Origin of the sequence: Streptomyces sp. PT12, assembly GCF_003311645.1 — a bacterium.
GTDB lineage: Bacteria > Actinomycetota > Actinomycetes > Streptomycetales > Streptomycetaceae > Streptomyces.
Window position 1 is genome coordinate 48,203 of sequence record NZ_QEST01000280.1, and the last position, 18,740, is coordinate 66,942.

At 72.9% G+C, this 18,740-nt stretch carries 21 protein-coding genes; 12 read left to right on the forward strand and 9 right to left on the reverse strand.

Annotation, left to right across the window (positions count from 1 at the left end):
• Window positions 1-4: 4 nt before the first annotated feature.
• From DEH69_RS29500 to DEH69_RS29530, 7 genes are all read left to right on the forward strand, one after another.
• Window positions 5-700 carry a GntR family transcriptional regulator gene (locus DEH69_RS29500; protein ID WP_258535046.1) on the forward strand — a complete coding sequence of 232 codons (696 nt, stop codon included), beginning with the start codon at window positions 5-7 and terminating at the stop codon, window positions 698-700.
• Window positions 701-739: 39 nt separating this feature from the next.
• Complete coding sequence (locus DEH69_RS29505; protein ID WP_113690056.1) at window positions 740-1,138, forward strand: YidH family protein; 399 nt, start codon at window positions 740-742, stop codon at window positions 1,136-1,138.
• Entirely contained in the window at window positions 1,135-1,485 is a 351-nt protein-coding gene (locus DEH69_RS29510; protein WP_113690129.1) for a DUF202 domain-containing protein, read from the forward strand. The genes DEH69_RS29505 and DEH69_RS29510 overlap by 4 nt, the downstream gene beginning before the upstream one ends.
• 33 nt (window positions 1,486-1,518) lie before the next feature.
• Complete coding sequence (locus tag DEH69_RS29515; protein ID WP_113690057.1) at window positions 1,519-1,980, forward strand: MaoC family dehydratase; 462 nt, start codon at window positions 1,519-1,521, stop codon at window positions 1,978-1,980.
• A gap of 261 nt (window positions 1,981-2,241) precedes the next feature.
• Window positions 2,242-3,549, forward strand: coding sequence for a hypothetical protein (locus tag DEH69_RS29520; protein WP_113690058.1), 1,308 nt, complete (start codon window positions 2,242-2,244; stop codon window positions 3,547-3,549).
• 78 nt (window positions 3,550-3,627) lie between these two features.
• Window positions 3,628-4,917: a homogentisate 1,2-dioxygenase gene (gene hmgA / locus DEH69_RS29525; protein WP_113690059.1), complete on the forward strand. Its 1,290-nt coding sequence runs from the start codon at window positions 3,628-3,630 to the stop codon at window positions 4,915-4,917.
• A gap of 24 nt (window positions 4,918-4,941) precedes the next feature.
• Window positions 4,942-5,697 carry a GntR family transcriptional regulator gene (locus tag DEH69_RS29530; protein ID WP_113690060.1) on the forward strand — a complete coding sequence of 252 codons (756 nt, stop codon included), beginning with the start codon at window positions 4,942-4,944 and terminating at the stop codon, window positions 5,695-5,697.
• A gap of 63 nt (window positions 5,698-5,760) precedes the next feature.
• Here DEH69_RS29530 and DEH69_RS29535 read toward each other — a convergent pair whose 3' ends face one another.
• The gene (locus tag DEH69_RS29535; protein ID WP_113690061.1) at window positions 5,761-6,027 is read right to left on the reverse strand and encodes a hypothetical protein; all 267 of its coding nucleotides are present in this window, start codon (window positions 6,025-6,027) and stop codon (window positions 5,761-5,763) included.
• Between the two features lie 186 nt (window positions 6,028-6,213).
• Between DEH69_RS29535 and DEH69_RS29540 the strand changes: the two genes are divergently transcribed.
• The 4 genes from DEH69_RS29540 (at window position 6,214) to DEH69_RS29555 (ending at window position 10,283) form a co-directional block, all read left to right on the forward strand.
• The gene (locus DEH69_RS29540; protein WP_258535047.1) at window positions 6,214-7,332 is read left to right on the forward strand and encodes a DUF5925 domain-containing protein; all 1,119 of its coding nucleotides are present in this window, start codon (window positions 6,214-6,216) and stop codon (window positions 7,330-7,332) included.
• A gap of 293 nt (window positions 7,333-7,625) precedes the next feature.
• Window positions 7,626-8,639 carry an aldo/keto reductase gene (locus DEH69_RS29545; RefSeq protein WP_258535048.1) on the forward strand — a complete coding sequence of 338 codons (1,014 nt, stop codon included), beginning with the start codon at window positions 7,626-7,628 and terminating at the stop codon, window positions 8,637-8,639.
• 13 nt (window positions 8,640-8,652) lie between these two features.
• Entirely contained in the window at window positions 8,653-8,892 is a 240-nt protein-coding gene (locus DEH69_RS29550) for a hypothetical protein (protein WP_258535049.1), read from the forward strand.
• 176 nt (window positions 8,893-9,068) lie between these two features.
• The gene (locus DEH69_RS29555) at window positions 9,069-10,283 is read left to right on the forward strand and encodes an MFS transporter (protein ID WP_113690131.1); all 1,215 of its coding nucleotides are present in this window, start codon (window positions 9,069-9,071) and stop codon (window positions 10,281-10,283) included.
• Here DEH69_RS29555 and DEH69_RS29560 read toward each other — a convergent pair.
• From DEH69_RS29560 to DEH69_RS29570, 3 genes are all read right to left on the reverse strand, one after another.
• Window positions 10,231-10,809, reverse strand: coding sequence for a hypothetical protein (locus DEH69_RS29560; RefSeq protein ID WP_147255913.1), 579 nt, complete (start codon window positions 10,807-10,809; stop codon window positions 10,231-10,233). The genes DEH69_RS29555 and DEH69_RS29560 overlap by 53 nt on opposite strands.
• A gap of 40 nt (window positions 10,810-10,849) precedes the next feature.
• Window positions 10,850-11,905 (reverse strand): IPT/TIG domain-containing protein, encoded by a 1,056-nt coding sequence (locus DEH69_RS29565; RefSeq protein WP_113690065.1) that lies wholly within the window; start codon window positions 11,903-11,905, stop codon window positions 10,850-10,852.
• A gap of 127 nt (window positions 11,906-12,032) precedes the next feature.
• Window positions 12,033-12,776, reverse strand: a complete 744-nt coding sequence (locus DEH69_RS29570; RefSeq protein ID WP_113690066.1) for an IPT/TIG domain-containing protein — start codon at window positions 12,774-12,776, stop codon at window positions 12,033-12,035.
• Between the two features lie 988 nt (window positions 12,777-13,764).
• On the opposite strand from DEH69_RS29570, the gene DEH69_RS29575 reads away from it, so the two are divergent.
• Complete coding sequence (locus tag DEH69_RS29575; RefSeq protein ID WP_258535050.1) at window positions 13,765-14,190, forward strand: Ig-like domain-containing protein; 426 nt, start codon at window positions 13,765-13,767, stop codon at window positions 14,188-14,190.
• A gap of 99 nt (window positions 14,191-14,289) precedes the next feature.
• On the opposite strand, the gene DEH69_RS29580 is transcribed toward DEH69_RS29575, so the two are convergent.
• From DEH69_RS29580 to DEH69_RS29600, 5 genes are all read right to left on the reverse strand, one after another.
• Window positions 14,290-14,625: a DUF6256 family protein gene (locus DEH69_RS29580; protein ID WP_113690068.1), complete on the reverse strand. Its 336-nt coding sequence runs from the start codon at window positions 14,623-14,625 to the stop codon at window positions 14,290-14,292.
• 7 nt (window positions 14,626-14,632) lie between these two features.
• Complete coding sequence (locus tag DEH69_RS29585; RefSeq protein ID WP_113690069.1) at window positions 14,633-14,893, reverse strand: DUF6186 family protein; 261 nt, start codon at window positions 14,891-14,893, stop codon at window positions 14,633-14,635.
• Between the two features lie 130 nt (window positions 14,894-15,023).
• Window positions 15,024-16,226: a cellulose-binding protein gene (locus DEH69_RS29590; protein ID WP_258535051.1), complete on the reverse strand. Its 1,203-nt coding sequence runs from the start codon at window positions 16,224-16,226 to the stop codon at window positions 15,024-15,026.
• A gap of 376 nt (window positions 16,227-16,602) precedes the next feature.
• Complete coding sequence (locus tag DEH69_RS29595) at window positions 16,603-17,046, reverse strand: DUF779 domain-containing protein (RefSeq protein ID WP_113690071.1); 444 nt, start codon at window positions 17,044-17,046, stop codon at window positions 16,603-16,605.
• Complete coding sequence (locus DEH69_RS29600) at window positions 17,046-18,569, reverse strand: aldehyde dehydrogenase family protein (RefSeq protein ID WP_113690072.1); 1,524 nt, start codon at window positions 18,567-18,569, stop codon at window positions 17,046-17,048. Before DEH69_RS29600 ends, DEH69_RS29595 begins: the two co-directional genes overlap by 1 nt.
• Between the last annotated feature and the right edge of the window lie 171 nt (window positions 18,570-18,740).

An 18,740-nucleotide genomic window follows, 5' to 3' on the forward strand; every position in this document is an offset into this window, starting at 1 on the left:
AGACGTGACAGACACCCAGGACTCGCTGGCCGCACTCGCGGACGACCGCGCGCTGCTCGACCGGACGGGCACGGCCGAGCGGGTCGCCGAGATCCTTCGCAGCCGTGTGGCCGAGGGCCACTTCCCGCCCGGCACCCAGCTGTCGGAGAAGGCGATCAGCGAGCGGCTCGGCGTCTCGCGCAACACGCTGCGCGAGGCGTTCCGGCTGCTCACCCACGAGCGGCTGCTCGAGCACGCGCTCAACCGCGGCGTGTTCGTGCGGCGGCTGACCGTCGACGACCTGCACGACATCTACCGCGTGCGGCGCCTGGTGGAGTGCGCCACGCTCAGGGGCCTCGGCGCCCCGCCCTACGACCTGGACGGCCTCAAGGACGCCGTGGCGCTCGGCGAGCGGGCGGCGAAGGAGGAGCGGTGGCGGGAGCTCGGCACCGCCAACATCCGCTTCCACGAGCACCTGGTGGCGCTCGGCGGCAGCCCGCGCACCGACGAGCTGATGCGGCGGATCCTCGCCGAACTCCGGCTCGCCTTCCATGTGATGGCCGACCCGCGCCGCTTCCACGAGCCGTATCTGCCGAGGAACGGCGAGATCCTCCAGTCGCTCGTCGCGGGCGACGCGCCCCACGCGGAGCGGCTGCTCGCCCGCTACCTGGACGACTCGCGCAGCCAGGTGGCCGACGCCTACGAGCGCCAGATCGGCTGAGCGGGCGCCCTCCACGAGGGAGCGCCTAGGCTCGGTCGTATGGTGCGACGAACGGTGCGGGCGGTGCGGCTGTGGTTCTCGCCCGAGCGGCTGAGGGCGGAGGGCACGACGCCCGACTACCGGTTCTCGCTGGCGAACGAGCGAACGTTTCTCGCCTGGTTGCGTACGGCACTCGCGCTGCTCGCGGGCGGGATCGCCGTGGACCAGTTCCTCACCGGCATGCGCTGGGCGGTGCGCACCGCGATCGCGGTCGCGCTGCTCGCGGGCGGCGCCCTGTGCGCGATCAGGGCGGTCAACCACTGGGTGCGCTCTGAACGCGCCATGCGCCGCGGCGACGACCTTCCGGCCAGCCGCTTTCCCACCCTGCTCGCGCTCGGCACGGCCGCGACCGCGACGCTGGTGCTCGTCGCCGTGGTGGCCGGGTGGGCCGGGACATGAGCGGCGCCCCGCACCCCGCGGACGCGCACCGCGCCCGCGACCCCGGCGCACAGCCGGAGCGCACGCGGCTTGCCTGGCGGCGCACCACCCTGTCGTTCGCGCTGGTGGTCGTGCTCGCGGGGCGCGGCCTGGTGGTGGGTGAGGCGCGGGGCCGCGCGGTCGGCGGCGTCGCGCTCGCGCTCGTCGCGCTGCTGTGGGTGGGGTTCCTGGCGCTCGCGCACCGGCGGCTGAGGGATCTCACCGCCCCGCGCCCCGCCGTCGCCGACGCGGCGACGGTGCTCGGGGCGGCGGGCGCGGTGGCCATCGCGGCACTGCTCGCGGTCGCGCTCGTCGCCGTCAGGGGGTGACCCAGGGCCGGGGCTCGAACGTATGCTGGCCGGATGACCGATCCGCTGATCTTCACCTCGGCCGACGCCCTTCTCGCGGCGCGGGGCGAGCAGTTGGGCGTCAGCGACTGGCTCGACGTGGATCAGCGGAGGATCGACCTGTTCGCGGAGGCGACGGGCGACCACCAGTGGATCCACACCGACCCCGAGCGGGCGACCGAGGGCCCCTTCGGCACAACGATCGCCCACGGCTATCTGACCCTGGCGCTGCTCCCGGTGCTCGTGCCCCGGCTGCTGCGCGTCGAAGGCGCGCGGATGGCCATCAACTACGGCGTCAACCGGGTGCGTTTCCCCTCCCCCCTGCCCTCGGGCTCACGGGTGCGGGCGACCGGCAGGATCGACGACGTCACCGAGGTCGAGGGCGGAGCCCAGCTGGCGCTGGCGGCCACCGTGGAGCGCGAGGGCGGCACCAAGCCCGTGTGCGTCGCCGAGACGGTCGTCCGCTACCTCTGGTGAACGAGGCACGGCCAAAGGACGCGGGCCGTTCCGGGGACGCGGGCCGTTCCGGGGACGCGGGCGGCGCCACGACCGCGGAGTAGGCATGCGGGTCATTCATGGCATCACTGCTACAACCGGGCGCACACTTCCGGCCACATGGCGTTCGGCGAACGAGCGGGAAACCCCACCCGATGGTGTGATCGTGAGGCAGGCCCGGGGGCGTTCCGTGCCACCGTGCGCCCTGCCCGCGTGCGCGGCGGCGTGGGAGAACACGGGACCATGAAGAACCGGCGCGTGCCGAACTACGAGTTGCGGGCGCTGCTCACCGAGGCCGGATGGACCCAGGAGGCGCTGGCCCGCGCCGTCAACGCGCTGGGCGCGGAGATCGGCGCCGCGCTGCGCTACGACCGCACGGCCGTGGCGCACTGGCTCGCCGGGACGCGCCCCAGACACCCCGTTCCGCAGCTGGTCGCCGAGGCGCTGACCCGGCGCCTGGCCCGCTCGGTGAGCCCCGAGGCGGCCGGGTTCACCACCGCGGCGCGCCGGGCCGCGCCGGTCGACCCGGTGGCGGGCTTCGCCGCGCTCGCCCGCGCCGACGCGGACGCGGGCCGCCGCCCGCCGCTGCACCAGCGCCCCTACCGGGTGGCCGACACGGTGCTGCCGAGCCCGCCAGAGGCGCACGGGCACCGGCGCCCGCTCGGCGGGCGGACCGAGGAGACCATGGCGTTGCACGACGCCGTGGCGTTCTTCGCGGGCTCGATCGACACCCACGGCGGGCGGCACGCGCGCAGCGCGCTCGCGGCCTATCTCGCCGACGACGTCGTGCCGTTGCTGCACTCGGGGCTCGCGCGCCGGGCGCGCGGCGAGGTGCTGGTGGCCGCCTCGCGCCTGGCGTTCCTGCTGGCGCGGATGTACGAGGACGGGCTGCTGCACGGCGTCGCGCAGCGGTACTACACGGGCGCCCACCGGCTGGCGGCCGAGGCGGGCGACCGGGCCTCGTGGAGCATCGTGGTGCGGGCGATGAGCGCCCAGGCGCAGCGGCTCGGGCACCTGCCGTCCGCGCTCCAGCTGGCCGAGGCGGCCCACCACGGCGCGCGCTCCGCGGCTCCGGCCCAGCAGGCGTACGTTCAGGCGCAGTTGGCGGTGGCGCTGGCGCAGACGGGCGACCGGCGCGGGGCGCTTGAGGCACTGGCCCGGGCGGAACGGGCCGCCGAGCGGGCGACGAGCCCCGCCGCGCCGTTCGACAGCTACCCCAGGGCGGCGCTGCACTTCCAGACGTCGGTGGCGCTTGAGTCGCTTGGCGACCTGCAGGGCGCGCTGGCCTCGCTGCGCCGGTCGGCGGGCGAGCGCTCGGCCACCGATGTGCGCGGGCGCGCCCTGACCCAGGCGCGTTTCGGTCAACTCCTGCTGCACACTGGTCACCTGGACGAGGCGTGCGCGGCGTGGGACGCCTTCCTGACCGCGCGGGAACGCCTGCGCTCGGGCGACGCGGAGCGTGCGGTGCGCGACATGCGCCGGGCCCTCGCGCCCCACAGGAACCGCAAGCCCGCGGCCGAGCTTCTCGCACGGACCGTGCACGGTCGTTGACTTGCCACCCCCGCATTCCTATGGTCGAACAAAGGAATGGTGGGAGGCCGGGAACGGCCGCGCTGCTGGGAGTGTGCGATGGAAACGGGCGGACTGACGCTCCACTCGGGCGGTTTCGGGAACGAGCACAGCGGCGAGGCGGTCCCCGGGGCGCTCCCCCTCGGCCGGAACTCCCCGCAGCGCGCCCCCCTCGGCCTCTACGCCGAGCAGCTCAGCGGCACCGCGTTCACCGAGCCCAGGGCCACCAACCGCAGGTCATGGCTCTATCGGATCAGGCCGTCCGCCGCGCACCCGCCGTTCACCCGCGTGGCCAACGGGACGCTGCGCACCGCGCCGTTCGGGGACGGCCCAGGCGAGCCCGCCCCCGACCCCAACCGCATGCGGTGGAGCCCGCTGCCCGAGCCGCCGCCAGGCACCGACTTCGTCGCGGGCCTGTGGACCCTGGGCGGCAACGGTGACGCCCGCCGCCGCACCGGGATGGCCGTGCACCTCTACCGCGCCAACTCCCCCATGACCGACCGGGTGTTCGGCGACGCGGACGGCGAGCTGCTGATCGTTCCCGAGTCGGGCGCGCTGCTGCTGCGCACGGAATTCGGCCCGCTGCGCGCCGAGCCGGGGTCCATCGCGCTGATCCCGCGCGGGGTGCGCTTCCGCGTGGAGCTACCCGAAGGGGCGGCGCGCGGCTATGTGTGCGAGAACTACGACGCGCCCTTCGCGCTGCCCGAGCTCGGCCCGATCGGCGCCAACGGCCTCGCCGCGGCCCGGGACTTCCAGGTCCCCTCGGCCGCCTACGAGGACGAGGAGCGGCCCTTCGAGGTCATCAACAAGTTCTGCGGGAACCTCTGGGCCGCCACCTATGACCACTCGCCGCTCGACGTGGTCGCCTGGCATGGCACGCATGTGCCCTACCTCTATGACCTGCGCCGGTTCAACGTCCTTGGCTCGATCAGCTTCGATCACCCCGACCCCTCGATCTTCACCGTGCTGACCTCCCCCGCGGCCGACTTCGTGGTCTTCGCGCCCCGCTGGCTCGTCGGCGAGGACACCTTCAGGCCGCCGTACTTCCACCGCAATGTGATGAGCGAGTACATGGGCCTGATCGAGGGCGCGTACGACGCCAAGGCCGAGGGATTCGTGCCGGGCGGCGGCTCGTTGCACAACATGATGTCCGCGCACGGCCCCGACAGGGAGACCTTCGAGCGCGCCAGCAAGGCCGAGCTCCGGCCCCAGAAGGTCGACGATGGCCTTGCGTTCATGTTCGAAACGCCCTGGCCTGTGACCGTTACCGATCAGGCGCTCAACGCCGAGCATCGGCAACGCGGGTATGACGACGTATGGGAAGGTCTGAATCAGACCTTCCCTTCATAACATCGTCGACCCGGAGCGCGCCCCGTGACCGTCTTCGCCCCCGACTCGCTCGAGCTGAACCGAAAGCTGCCGCTGTGGTACCAGGTCTCGCAGTCGCTGCGGGCCTCGATCCTCGGGCGCTCCCCCGAGGCCCCCCTGCGGCTGCCCACCGAGGAGCAGCTGGCGGGCCACTACGGGGTGAGCGTCCTGACGATGCGGCAGGCGCTCAAGGAGCTGGAGGTCGAGGGGCTGATCACGCGGCACCGGCGCAGGGGCACGTTCATCAATCCGGCCGCGCGGCACGGCGCCCCGGTGCGGCTGCTCGGCTCGGTGGACACGATCGTCGCTCAGCAGTCGGGAGAAACGGTCAAGCTGCTCGACCACGGCCCCGTGCCCGTGCCAAGCGATCTGGCCGAGCACTTCCCCGGGCTCGCCGAGGTGGTGCGCTTCCGCCGGGTGCGCCACGACCCGGTCAGCGGGGAGCCCGCCAACTACGCGGAGAACCTGGTGCATCCGGAGATCGCCGATCGGATCGACCCGGCCGCGCTCGAACGCTGGCCCATGACCAAGGTGTTGCGCGACATCGCCGGGGTGGCGGTGAGCCGGATCGCCAACACCGTGCAGGCGCGCCTGGCCGATCCCCCCGTGGCGCGGCTGCTCGGCGTGCCGTTGCTGAGCCCCATCCTGCACATCACGGGCGTGGAGTACGACGAACGCGAACGCGCCGTCGACGTGGCGCGCATCCACTACCGCGGTGACCGGTTCTCGTTCGCCGTCACGATGGATGCCACCGGCGAGTGAGGGGCGCGCGCCGCCTCACCCGCCCGGACCGCGGTGGCCGCCGGGCCCTGCCCGGCGGCCCTCTCAGCCGCGACCGCCGAACAGCGTGCGCCGCAGCCGACGCAGGGGCGCGAACAGCGACACCCGGGCGCCCCGGCTCGTGTGCGCCTTCGCGGCGTCCCTGCGGGTCAGCTCGCGCATCAGCGTGGTGGCCTCCTCGGCCTCGCGCTGCGGCACCGCGGGGCCGGAGAGAACGCTCAGGTGACGGTCGAGGCGCGCGCTGTTCGCGCTGCTCCCGCCGTTGATGGCAGGCACCCGCGGCGGTCTGCTGCGAACTGTTATCTGCTTCATGACTCTCCCACCCGTACAACGGCACCCGGTCCGGGCAGGGTAACCCTAACGCCCCACAAGGACGCATGGGTATCCCGGTCCCACGATTCACCTTTCCCGGCAACGGGGTTGACGAACACGGCGAGACACCCGTTCGTCGCGAAAACCCCCGTGCGCCGGCGCGCGGGGTGCCGGATCATGACGGGCATGAGGCCGACGACACCATCCACCCCCAAGGAGGAATCCCTGGAATCCCCGATCCGGTTCACCGTCGACCAGGCCGACTCGCCCGAGGACGCCATGGACGTGCTGCTCCTGAGGGACTTCACCTCGGGCGCGCTGCCGTTCGCGCGGGGCCACCGCGTGGAGAACGTCAAGCGGCACCACCCGCTCATGCCCGACGGCTGCGAGGTCAGGCTCATGACCCACGACAGCAACGTCGACAGCGTGCTCGCGGCGGGCGAGGGGTGGCTGCTGCGCGCGCACCGCTGGACGCGCGCCGCGCACGTACTGGTGATCGCCGAGAGCGACGAGCTCGCGCAGCGCGTCCTCAAGGAGGCGCTCGACGGCGCCGAGGAGGAGCCGGACAACGAGCCGTCGAGCGTCACGATGGGCTTCTGGCACCTTTCCCCCGGCAACCGCCGCCCGGCCCGCATGACGCGCCGGATCGAGGCGGACAGCTGGGACGCGATCGCGTCCGGGTACTCCGCGCCCGTGGCCGACGCGCTGGGTCGGCTGATGGCGCTGACGCCCGATGACGTCGCGGGGCGGCTGCTCCTGCTGCACGGCCCGCCCGGCACGGGCAAGACCTCGGCGCTGCGCGCCCTGGCGCGCGCCTGGCGCCCGTGGTGCCAGGTGGACTGCGTGCTCGACCCCGAGCGCCTGTTCAACGACGTGGGCTACCTCATGGACGTCGCGATGGGGCGGGACGAGGACCAGGAGAAGGACCGGTGGCGGCTGCTGCTCCTCGAGGACTGCGACGAGCTGATCCGCGGCGGCGCCAAGAGCGCGGCGGGGCAGGCGCTCTCACGGCTGCTCAACCTGACGGACGGCCTGCTCGGGCAGGGCCGCAAGGTGCTGGTGGGCGTGACCACCAACGAGGACCTGGAGCGGCTGCACCCCGCGGTGGTGCGCCCCGGGCGCTGCCTGGCCAGGATCGAGGTGGGCCCGCTGACGCGCCAGGAGGCGGCGCGCTGGCTCGGCACCGACGAGGGCGTGGGCCGCGAAGGGGCGACGCTGGCCGAGCTGTACGCGCTGCGCAGGGGCTCGGGCCCGGAGTCCGTCCCGGCGCGGGCCAGGGGCACGGACGCGGGTCTGTACCTGTGAACGGAGGGGGACGGCCCGTGGGGGCCGCGAGACCCGGCCACCTGGGCGAGGGGACACGCGCCGCGGCGGACCCGGAGCGCTGGCCGGGCCTCAGCCTCCCGGGGTCGCGCCGACGGAGGCGCGCGCCAGGCTGGCGCCACCCCTTCGCGCGCGACCGGATGCCGTCCCCCGCGGGCCGTTGGACACTTCCCCTACGCCTACCTGCCCGGGGACGACACGGGCCGACGAAGGGGAGTTGACCAGTGGAGTACCGCCAGTTGGGGCGATCGGGTCTTCGGGTGTCGGCCCTGACCATGGGCACCATGACGTTCGGTGGGAAGGAGCTGTTCGGCGCGCTCGGCGCCACGGATGTGAAGGGCGCGCGGCGCCAGCTCGGCATGGCGCTCGACGCCGGGGTGAACTGCGTGGACACCGCCGACATGTACTCCCACGGCGGCGCGGAGGAGATCCTGGGCGAGGCGCTCAAGGGCCGCAGGGACGACGTGCTGATCTCGACCAAGGTGCGCATGGTGCTGGGCGAGGGGCCCAACGACGGCGGCGCGTCCCGGCACCACATCCTGCGCCAGCTGGAGAGCAGCCTGCGCCGCCTGCGCACCGACCACGTGGACATCTACCACATCCACGAGTGGGACGGGCAGACGCCGCTGGAGGAGACGCTGGGGACGCTCGACGCGGCGGTGCGCGACGGCAAGGTCCGCTACCTTGGCGTCTCCAACTACGCGGGCTGGCAGCTGATGAAGGCCCTGGCCGTCTCGGACGCCCACGGCTGGGAGCGCTTCGTGAGCAACCAGATCTACTACTCCCTCGAGTCCCGCGACGCGGAGTACGAGCTGGTGCCGCTCTCCCTCGACCAGGGCCTTGGCATCATGGTGTGGAGCCCGCTGGCCGGGGGCCTGCTCTCGGGGAAGTACCGCCGCGGCCGGGGCGCGCCCGAGGGCACCCGCCAGGTCGACGAGCGGTGGAACGAGCCGCCCGTGCGCGACCGGGAGAAGCTGTACGACACGGTCGAGGTGCTGGTGCGCATCGCCGAGGGCCACGACGTCACGCCCGCCCAGGTGGCCCTGGCGTATCTGCTGCGCAAGCCCGGAGTGACCTCGGTGGTGATCGGCGCCCGCCGCGACGACCAGCTCGGCGACAACCTCGCGGCGGCCGACCTGGTCCTGAGCGACACGGAGATGGCCGACCTGGACGAGATCAGCGCCCCCGAGCTGATCTATCCCCACTGGCACCAGCTGCGCCTGGCGAGCGAGCGGCTGAGCGAGGCCGACCTGGCCCTGCTCGCGTCCCACCTCACCCCGGCGCCCTGACATGCGGGTGTCGGTGCGCGAGATCGCGGCGTTCATGGTGGAGGAGTTCGGCATCAGCCACCGCGAGGCGGCCGCCCGTGTGAACGAGGCGTTCGACGACGCGGAGTCGGGCTCCTGCCCCGACCTGCTGGGGCATGAGCTGCCCGAGCACTGGGCGTACGGCCTGTACTACGGGGACGTGCCCTACTGGGACGAGTCGGCCGACCGCTCGTCGTGGAAGGTCAGGCCCGCGCCGCCGTTCGCCTCCCCCTGAGCGGGCGGGCGCGTCGTTCGTCTCGCGAGCGCGACGTACGCCCCGCGGCGGGGGTTTCGGGGGGGTCGTCTACTGTGCGGACGACGTGTCCGCGACAGAGGGGGGCGACGGTGGCGGGGGACGTGCGGAGCCGGTCCGGCGACGCGGGGGACAAACGGGCCCTCTGGCGGCGCTGGATGATGGACACCACGCCGCTGCGGCACCGCCCGTTCCGGCGCCTGTGGTCCTCCACCATCGTCACGGCCGTGGGCAGCCAGCTGACCGCGGTGGCCGTGCCCACGCAGATCTACGACATCACCGGCTCGTCGGCCTGGGTCGGCTACGCGAGCTTCGCTGGCCTCGCCCCGCTGATCCTGTTCGCGCTGTGGGGCGGCGCGGTCGCCGACAGCGTGGACCGGCGCACGCTCATGCTGGTGACCAACGCGGGCATCGCCGCGACGTCGCTGCTGTTTTGGGTGCAGTCCTTCGCGGGGCTCGACTCGACGGCGCTGCTGATGGTGCTGCTCGCGGTGCAGCAGGCGTTCTTCGGGATGAACGCCCCGGCGCGCACCGCGTCCCTAGCCAGGCTCGTGCCGGGGGAGGAGCTGCCGGCGGCCAACGCCCTCCAGTCGACCGTCACCCAGACCGGGCTGATCGTCGGGCCGCTGCTCGCGGGGGCGCTGATCCCGGTCCTCGGGCTGCCCGTGCTGTACCTGCTCGACGCGATCGTGCTGCTGGCCGCGCTGTGGGCGGTGTGGCTGCTGCCCGCGCTTCCGCCGCTTGACGCGGCCGCGCGGCGCCGGGCGGGGTGGGGGGAGATCGTGGCGGGGTTCCGCTACATCGCCACGCGGCACATCCTGCTGCTGAGCTTTCTCGCCGATGTGATCGCGATGGTCTTCGGGATGCCGCGCGCGCTGTTCCCGCAGCTGGCCTCGACGACCTATGCGCCGTGGGGCGAGGGCTTCGCGCTCGGGCTGCTGTTCGCGGCGATCCCGCTGGGCGCGGTGCTCGGCGGGCTGATGTCGGGAACGTTCTCCCGCGCGCGCCGCCACGGCCTCCTGGTCATCGCGGCGGTGGTGGCGTGGGGTCTGGCGATCGCGGGGTTCGGGCTGAGCGGCAGCCTGTGGTGGGCGGTGGTGTTCCTGGCCGCGGCGGGCTTCGCCGACATGGTGTCGATGGTGTTCCGCTCGGCGATCCTCCAGTCGGCGGTCACGGACGACATGCGGGGGCGGATGCAGGGGGTGTTCACGGTCGTGGTGGCGGGCGGCCCGCGGCTGGCCGACCTGCTGCACGGGATGGCGGGCTCGGCCCTCGGCACGCGGGTCGCGGTCACGGCGGGCGGGCTGCTTGTCGTGGTCCTCATGCTGCTGATCGCGGCGACGAGCCGGGACTTCCGCCGCTACGCGGTCTGAGGGCGCCAGGGCCGCGGGGCGCTGGCCACAGGGCGCGCGCGTCGAGCGCGGCGAACACCCCGTCCCACGCGGCGTCGTCGCCCTGCCAGCGCCCCTGGCGCGGCCCGACGCGCGCCACGACGACGCCGGGGGGCGGCGGCCCGTCGGGGTCGCGGGCGCGCCGCAGCCACAGCACCGCGAACCGGTGCCGTGGGTGGCAGCCCTCGATCGCCTCGCGCCGCCTGGCGAGGTCGGCCGGGGTGGCCTCGTCGTAGATGTCCTGGTGCACGTACAGGACGCGGCGCGACGAGGCGGCGAGCGCGCGCCACCGGTCGGCCAGGAAGGCGAACTTGGCGCGGACTCGCGGGAGTTGACGTTCGACATCGGCCGCGTCCAGCGTTCCCGATGGGCCGGGGGTGAAGTCGTGGTAGAAGCGGACGCGGGCGCGGAGGTCGACGACCACCGCGACAGCCAGCCCCGCCACCGCCCCGGCCGTCAACCCCGTCAGCCCCGTCAACCCCGTCAGCCCCGCTGCCCACCCGTCCACGCCGCCAGTGTGACCGCGGGGCGGCGTACCCAGCGGAGCGTCAGATCTGCGGGGGCGGCACCCGCGTGTAGGTGAGGGCGTTGCTCGTGCCGCCCGCCGTCGTGACGGTGACCGGGGTCGAACCGGCGGGGCCAGCGGGGGCGATCGCGGTGACGGTGGTGTCCGACAGGACGTCAAACGCGGCGGGCGTGCCGCCGAACAGGACGGCGAGCGCGGTCGTCAGGGAGCTGCCGGTGAGGGTGACGACGGCTCCCGCGCCCGTGGGTCCCTGGGCCGGGGCCAGGGTGACGAGGACGGGGGCGGGCACATAGGTGTAGGTGACGGAGTTGCTTGTGCCGCCTGGGGTGGTGACGGTGACGGCCACGGAGCCCGTGCCCGCGGGGGCGACGGCGGTGACGCTGGTCGCCGAGTTGACGACGAAGCCCGTCGCCGGGGTGCCGCCGAAGCTGACGGCGGTGGCCCCGCCGAGCCCGGTGCCCGTCAGGGTCACGGAGGTCCCGCCCGCCGTCGGCCCCTGGCTCGGCGACGCGCTGATGAGGGCGGGGGCGTTGCTGTAGTAGAAGAAGACGGCCCCCGATGTGCCGCCGGGTGTGGTGACGGTGACGGGCACCGCGCCGGTGCCCGCGGGGGCGACGGCGGTGACGCTGGTGGCCGAGTTGACGATGAAGCTCGTCGCGGGCGTGCCGCCGAAGCTGACGGCCGAGGCGCCAAAGAGCCCCGTGCCGGTCAGGGTCACCGAGGTGCCGCCCGAGGTCGGGCCCTGGTTGGGCGAGATGCCCGTGAGGGTCGGGGTCGCCGCGTAGGTGTAGGGGACGGAGTTGCTCGTGCCCGACGGGTTGCGCACGGTGACGGCCACCGTGCCCGTTCCTGGCGGGACCGTCGCGGTGATCAGGACCGTCGAGTTGACGGTGTAGACGAGGGCGGGGGCCGCGCCGAAGCTGACGCCGGTCACCCCCGTGAAGCCGCTGCCGCCCAGGCTGACGACGTTGCTGCCGGCCGATGGCCCCACGTTGGGCACGACCGAGCTGAGGACGGGCGCGGCGGCGATGACGGCGGTCGGCCGGGCCGTGCCCGCCACGGGGTCGCTGTTTCCCACGGTTTCTCCCTTGCGTTGGAACGCCCTGCGCCGAGGGCGGGGAGGGCGTACGCGGCCACAAGGGCGGGTGGCCGCGTACGCCCGGGGGCGGGGGTGGCGCCCCGAAGGGCCGCGCCCCGATGGGGGGTCAGATACCCGGACCCGCGATATACGTGAAGCCGTCCGCGAGGGTGTCGCTTCCGGCGTCGTTGGACACGACGACGTCGACGTCACCGGCGGCGCCCGCGGGCGTGACGGCCGACACCGAGGTGTCGGAGATCACGGTGAACGGCGCCGGGGTGCCTCCGAAGGTGACCGAGGTGGTGCTGGTGAGGGCGGTGCCGGTGATGGTGACCGCGGTGCCCCCCGCGGTCGGGCCCTCGTCGGGGGTGATGGTCGTCACGGTCGGGGGCGCGACATAGGTGTACGACAGGCCGTTGCTGCTGCCGCCCGCCGTGGTGACGGTGACGCCCACCGCGCCCGCGGCGCCCGCGGGCGTGACGACCGTGATCTGGCTGTCCGTCACCACCGTCGGCACGGCGGAGTTGGCGCCGAAGGCGACGCTGGTGGCGGTGGAGAGGCCGGTGCCGGTGATGGTCACCGTCTGGCCGCCCGCCGTCGAGCCGGTGGTGGGGCTGAGCGTCTGCTTGAACGGCGGCCCCACATAGAAGAACGGCACGGGGTTGCTTGTGCCGCCCGGCGTTCGGACGGTGACTCCCACAACGCCGTTCCCCGAGGGGGAGACGGCGGTGACCTGCGTGGGCGAGACATTGGTGACAGAGGTGGCGGGCCGGGTACCGAAGTTCACGGCGGTGGTGCCGCTGAGGTTCGTCCCCGTGATGGTGACGAGCGTTCCACCGCCACTGGAGCCCTGGTTCGGACTGATGGGCATGAGCAATCCCTCCCCGCCCGGGATGCGGCGCATCGCCGGGCGTGTTCCAGGTGTTTCTCGTGCGCAGGGATCCCGGGCCGTGGTGACCGGCTCTCGAGCCCACTGGCCAGGTGGCGTCTCGATGGCCGCGGCGGCGGCGAACGGTGGCTCCCGCTGCCCGTCGCCCGCGTGAATTCGATCGAGAACACACATGCGAGACGGTGATTTCCCGCCCGTCCATCGAGCCGGTTTCGCCTCTTTTCCGAGATTCTGCGCCCGCCGAAACGGTTACCTCAAGTGACTCATCCGAATAGGCCAGCGGCAAGGCATCTGACGGGAAGTCAGTTATTTTACGGATGGTGGGAAGGCCGCGGTGGGGTGCGGACGTAGGGGCACTGAGCCTCTTGGCCCGGTGAAGGGAGCGGGGGATACCGGGACGCCGCGGAAATCAAATCCTTGCTCTGCGATCGGGTGGGGTCTCCACGCGCCAGAAAATTGCTCCGATGGTCGCGGACAGGGGCGCATCGCGTCAACTCACCATTTGTGCACGGAAGTTGCGGAGTGCGGCGGCGGGCGTGCCCGCTCCGTCGCCTCTTCACGGACGAGCCGTGCGCCGTCCGTGCGCCTCACCTCCCGGCGCACGCTTTCTACCTGCCGCTCCTTACGTGCGCGGTATGCGCCGGCGTGCGCCCCTCCCCTCGATCGAGGCCCCGATGGGCGGCGGACCAACGAGCCGCCGACACGCCTCGCGCACGCCGCGGACGAGGCCAGGATGAAGGCGGGAACGCGCCCGGAAAATGGGGCCTTTGTCACGACCCGACGATTCACTCTGATCCATGCGGGGTGATCACCAGAGAATCTTCCGGGATTTCCGAGGAACGCCGACTAGGGTCACGTTCTTGTCCAGTGGGGTGCATCACTCCGCAATAGCCTGACAGGAGTCGTATCAGTGAGGCGTTGGAAAGAATTCACTTCGTGGAAAACGGCCGTCTTCGCGGCACTGGCCGCGGTGCTGGCCTTTGGGGCCCCGGCATCGGCCCAGGTGCTCTCCACCACCACGGTCGAGGCGGTGCCCTCGTCGGTGGAGGTCGGGGAGCCCGTGCAGCTGACCGCGACGGTCACCTGCTCCGAGGACCCCAGCGGTGGCCTGGGCGTCACCTTCTTCGACGGCGGTGACGTCCTCGACACCGTGCCGGTCGGCGCCGACGGGGTGGCGACCTACACGGCGACCTTCGCCACCGAGGGGACCCACACCATCACCGCCGCCTACAACGGCAACACCGAATGCGGCGCCTCGAACGACGAGACGACGGTCGTGGTGACCGACACCCCGACGCCGCCCGCTCCCCCGGCGCCCGACTTCTGCCTCCTCGTCTGCGGCAGCCTGATCCACTTCTCGGTCGGCGACATCTACAACAACGTCATCGTGCACTGAGACCGGCTCCGCACGAGCCTCACCCCCGAAAGCCCCGCGCGGGCTCTCGGGGGTGAGGTGTCTTCGGGCCCTTCTGGCACTTCGGGCCCTTCTGGCCTGTCACCCGCGGTGGTGGGTGAGCCACGTGAGGGCGAGGAGAACGGGGAGGGCGACGCCCGTCAGGGACGCGGTGCCGGTGAGGGCGCCGAGGACGAACTCCCTGTCGTGGTGGGCCACCGCCACGTAGTACGCGGCGACCACGACGAGCAGCAGCGCATGGCCGCCGATGGCGGTCAGGGCGACCTGCCGCAGCAGCTCGGCCCAGCCGCGGCGATCCGAGCGGCGGCGCGGGCCGCCGCCCGGATCGCGCAGCAGGGCGCGAAGGCCGATGGCGAGATAGCCCATGACCAGCAGATACGCGGTCAGCATGACCACCAGGTCGAGCACGGGCGACATGTGGCGGCTACTCCCCCGCCGGGTCGCGCAGCAGGAAGTGCCAGCCGCGGACGAACGCGTGCCAGCCGAACCACAGCCACAGCGCGAACAGCGCCCAGCGCCCCACCTGGTACCGGGACACGGCGTCGATGGCCTGGCTGAGCGTGGGCACCGAGTCGGTCGGGTGGAGCAGCCCGACGCCCTCCCAGGCGAAGATCGCGGCGAACAGCACCGCCCAGACCAGATACCCGACGAACGCGTGCTGCGGCGCTTGTTCCATGGCGGCCATGAAGGCATCGTCCACCACGTGGCCGCCGAGACGGCACAGGACAGGGCCGGGCCCGCGCGGGGCCGGGAGGACTCCGAGCGCGGGCCCGGGCGCCCCACGCGCCGGGGACGCCCAGGTCGCCGGGGTCGCCCTAGGTCAGCGTCGGGGTCCCCCAGTCGCGCCACTCGGCGAGGTCGCCCGCCTTGCTCGGGGCGATCCTGAACGTGCCCTGCGCCTCACCGCTCCCGTGCAGGAACTCCTGGATGTGCTGCTGGAGCGGCGCCCGCCACTCGTCGCGCACCGCGCAGTGGGTGCCGTCACTGACGTCGGACCAGTAGCTGATGTTGCCGCCCTCGCCCAGCGCCTTGTACACCTCGGCGCCGCCGAGCGCCGCCACGCTGCCCGACCGCGCGCCCAGCCAGTCGACATGCGGGTTCTCCATGATGAACAAGCCACGCGGCGCCACCATCGCGACCACCTCGTGCATGTCAACGGGGAGCCCGCCCGTGTTCCCCTGGTACGCGCTGAACGCGTCCCCGAGCCACGGCTGCTCGCCGTATGCGCTGCTCGGCGGCTGCGCGCCGCTCTCGCCCGCGACCCCGCGCAGGATCGGCACGCCCGCCGTGCCCGACTCGATCGGCATCGTCAACGCGATCCGCTGGTCGAACGCCCCCGCGGCCAGCGCGCCCTTCCCATACCGCGAACAGCCCGTCACGCCCGTGGCGTCCGCCCGCAGGACGTTCCCGCCCGACTGCTCGATCACATCGATGATGCGGCTCACCCCCCACGACCACGCCACCAGCAGGCCCGTGCCGCTCTGCGCCCCGTAGAGGCTGTAGAACGCGCCCTGCTTGTTGTTCCGCGGCGTTCCCTCGCGGCCCACCGAGAGCGGGTCGAAGCTGATCACCGCCGCGCCGGAGTCCCGGATCGTGGTGGTGTCGGCGCCGAAGCCGCCGAGCACCACGACCGCGGGGAACGGGCCCGAGCCGCTTGGCAGGCTCACCGAGGCCGAGAAGCTGGCGCTCCTGCCCTGGTCCGACACGTTCACCGTGATGCTCGTCGACGACACGGTGCCGCTGACGCTCTGCGGCGGGGCGGGCTTCTGGCCGTAGATCGACCGCTCGGCCAGCTCCTTGATCTCCGCGCGTCGGCACCGCCAGTCCTCCCGGCTGGTGATCCGCGTGCCGTCGATCCGCGTGAACGGGTCGGGCAGCCGTGGCGTGGACGTCGAGGGCGGCTCAGGCACCGGGCAGTCGGCGCCCTCGTCCTCGTCCGCGAGAACGACCTGGGCGGGGGTGGGGGTGGCGGCCGCCTGAGGGGCGAGCGCGGAGGCGCCCAGACTGGTCAGGGCCACGAAGACGGCGGCAGACCACGCCCTGGAGCGGCATCGGGGGAAGCGCATGGGGGACCTTCCGGGAAGGAGGAAGGCGCACGGCCGACCAGCGCGACCCCCTGCCGCACACACGGAGGCCACACACTCGCCGACGCACACCGGATGAGGGAAGTGCGCCGGACCACATTCGTGTCGAAGCTGCCCCCAGGCCCCAACAGCGGCCCGGTACGCCAGTACCGTACAAGCCCCACGGGTGTCGGACAACCCTCGGGATCGCCTCCACGTGCCGGGCGGCGCAAGGGCGTTCAGCCGCCGGGGGGCGCCATCAGGGTGTGGGGCGCCGCGCGCGTGGCCTGAACGGCGTTGGCCCGCTCGCCGACGACCTCGCCGTCCACGGTCACCCGGCACGCGAGCTCCGCGGTGCCGCGCCGTCGAGGCGGCGCAGCTCCTGCTCGTCGAGCAGCCGGGACCTGATGAGGAACCGCACCCCCTCGGGCGCCTCCAGCGAGAAGCCGCTGCCCCGGCCCGGCACGACGTCCACCGTGAGATGGGTGTGCCGCCACCGTTCGAACTGGGCGGCGGCCATCCAGAACTCCACGGGCCGCGGAACGCCGGGGATCTCCAGCGTCCCGACCAGCACATCGGACGCGCCGGTCCGAAACTCCCCCGCGGGGAAGCACATCGGCGCGCTGCCGTCGCAGCAGCCTCCCGACTGGTGGAACATCAACGCGCCGTGATCCAGGCCGAGTCGGCGCAGCAGCTCGGCCGCGGCTGGCGTCACGGCCACCCGCGCCGGGGGCGGCCCGCCGCTGCCGCCCCCCGGCTCGTCCTCCGCGCCCATCAGAACAGGCCCAGGGCCTTCGGGGCATAGCTGACCAGCAGGTTCTTGGTCTGCTGGTAGTGGTCGAGCATCATCTTGTGGTTCTCCCTGCCGATGCCCGACTGCTTGTAGCCGCCGAAGGCCGCGTGGGCGGGGTAGGCGTGGTAGCAGTTGGTCCATACGCGCCCGGCCTGGATGGCGCGCCCCGCGCGGTAGGCGGTGGCGCCGTCGCGGGTCCACACGCCCGCGCCGAGGCCGTAGAGGGTGTCGTTGGCGATCTTGACGGCGTCGTCGAAGCCGTCGAACGACGTGACGGCGACGACGGGGCCGAAGATCTCCTCCTGGAAGACGCGCATCGCGTTGTGGCCCTCAAGGATGGTGGGAAGCACGTAATACCCGTCGGCCAACTCGCCGTCAAGCCGGGCGCGTTCGCCGCCGATGAGGACCTTGGCGCCCTCCTGTCTGCCGATGTCGAGGTAGGAGAGGATCTTCTCCAGCTGGTCGTTGGACGCCTGCGCGCCGATCATCGTGTCGGTGTCGAGCGGGTGCCCCTGGACGATCCGCCCGGTGCGCTCCACGGCCGCGTCGAGGAACTCCCTGTAGTGGCCGCTCCCGATCAGCGCGCGCGAGGGGCACGTGCAGACCTCGCCCTGGTTGAGGGCGAAGAGCGTGAAGCCCTCGAGGGCCTTGTCGTAGAAGTCGTCGTGCGCGGCGGAGACGTCGTCGAAGAACAGGTTGGGGCTCTTGCCGCCGAGTTCGAGGGTGACGGGGATGAGGTTGTCGCTCGCGTACTGCATGATCAGGCGGCCCGTGGTGGTCTCGCCCGTGAACGCCACCTTCGCCACCCTGGGGCTGCTGGCCAGCGGCTTGCCCGCCTCGACGCCGAAGCCGTTGACGATGTTGAGCACGCCGGGCGGGATCAGGTCGGCGACCAGGCTCAGCCAGTAGTGGATCGAGGCGGGCGTCTGCTCGGCGGGCTTGAGGACGACGGCGTTGCCCGCGGCCAGGGCGGGGGCCAGCTTCCATGTGGCCATCAGGATGGGGAAGTTCCAGGGGATGATCTGCCCGACGACGCCGAGCGGCTCGTGGAAGTGGTAGGCGACGGTGTCGTCGTCCAGCTCGGCCAGGCTGCCCTCCTGGGCGCGGATGGCCCCGGCGAAGTAGCGGAAGTGGTCGATCGCCAGCGGGATGTCGGCGGCCAGGGTCTCGCGGACCGGCTTGCCGTTGTCCCAGGTCTCCGCGACGGCGAGATCGGAGAGGTGCTCCTCCATGCGGTCGGCGATCCGGTGGAGCAGCAGGGCGCGTTCGGCCGGTGGGGTGCGCCCCCAGGCGGGCGCCGCCGCGTGCGCCGCGTCGAGCGCCGCCTCGACGTCCTCGGCGGTGCCCCTGGCGACCTCCGTGAACGGCTTGCCCGTCACCGGGCTCGGGTTCTCGAAGTACCGGCCGCGCGCGGGCGGGACATAGGCGCCACCGATCCAGTGGTCGTAACGCGCCTGGTACCCCATGAGCGCGCCTTCGGCTCCCGGGTTGGCATAGCGGGTCATGGCCGTGCCCCTCTCGCTCGTTCCCGCGCTCGCCGCTGAGCGGGGATGGGCGCACCCTAGGGAGGGGAACGTTGCGGCGACGTTGCGGCGGACGATCCGCCGTCGCCTCCCTCGCGCGACCCGCCCCGCGCCCCTACATTGGAGCGGAGGGCGCGCGACCCGCGGCGCCCC

Excerpts from the sequence above, each read along its gene's own strand:
- DEH69_RS29545 (WP_258535048.1), top strand. The coding sequence starts at position 7,626 with ATGGGCACCATGACGTTCGGTGGGAAGGAGCTGTTCGGCGCGCTCGGC.
- DEH69_RS29555 (WP_113690131.1), top strand. The coding sequence starts at position 9,069 with ATGATGGACACCACGCCGCTGCGGCACCGCCCGTTCCGGCGCCTGTGG.
- DEH69_RS29580 (WP_113690068.1), bottom strand. The coding sequence starts at position 14,625 with ATGTCGCCCGTGCTCGACCTGGTGGTCATGCTGACCGCGTATCTGCTG.
- DEH69_RS29600 (WP_113690072.1), bottom strand. The coding sequence starts at position 18,569 with ATGACCCGCTATGCCAACCCGGGAGCCGAAGGCGCGCTCATGGGGTAC.
- DEH69_RS29585 (WP_113690069.1), bottom strand. The coding sequence starts at position 14,893 with ATGGCCGCCATGGAACAAGCGCCGCAGCACGCGTTCGTCGGGTATCTG.
- DEH69_RS29510 (WP_113690129.1), top strand. The coding sequence starts at position 1,135 with ATGAGCGGCGCCCCGCACCCCGCGGACGCGCACCGCGCCCGCGACCCC.
- DEH69_RS29520 (WP_113690058.1), top strand. The coding sequence starts at position 2,242 with ATGAAGAACCGGCGCGTGCCGAACTACGAGTTGCGGGCGCTGCTCACC.
- hmgA (WP_113690059.1), top strand. The coding sequence starts at position 3,628 with ATGGAAACGGGCGGACTGACGCTCCACTCGGGCGGTTTCGGGAACGAG.
- DEH69_RS29540 (WP_258535047.1), top strand. The coding sequence starts at position 6,214 with ATGAGGCCGACGACACCATCCACCCCCAAGGAGGAATCCCTGGAATCC.
- DEH69_RS29505 (WP_113690056.1), top strand. The coding sequence starts at position 740 with ATGGTGCGACGAACGGTGCGGGCGGTGCGGCTGTGGTTCTCGCCCGAG.
- DEH69_RS29595 (WP_113690071.1), bottom strand. The coding sequence starts at position 17,046 with ATGGGCGCGGAGGACGAGCCGGGGGGCGGCAGCGGCGGGCCGCCCCCG.
- DEH69_RS29535 (WP_113690061.1), bottom strand. The coding sequence starts at position 6,027 with ATGAAGCAGATAACAGTTCGCAGCAGACCGCCGCGGGTGCCTGCCATC.
- DEH69_RS29515 (WP_113690057.1), top strand. The coding sequence starts at position 1,519 with ATGACCGATCCGCTGATCTTCACCTCGGCCGACGCCCTTCTCGCGGCG.
- DEH69_RS29570 (WP_113690066.1), bottom strand. The coding sequence starts at position 12,776 with ATGCCCATCAGTCCGAACCAGGGCTCCAGTGGCGGTGGAACGCTCGTC.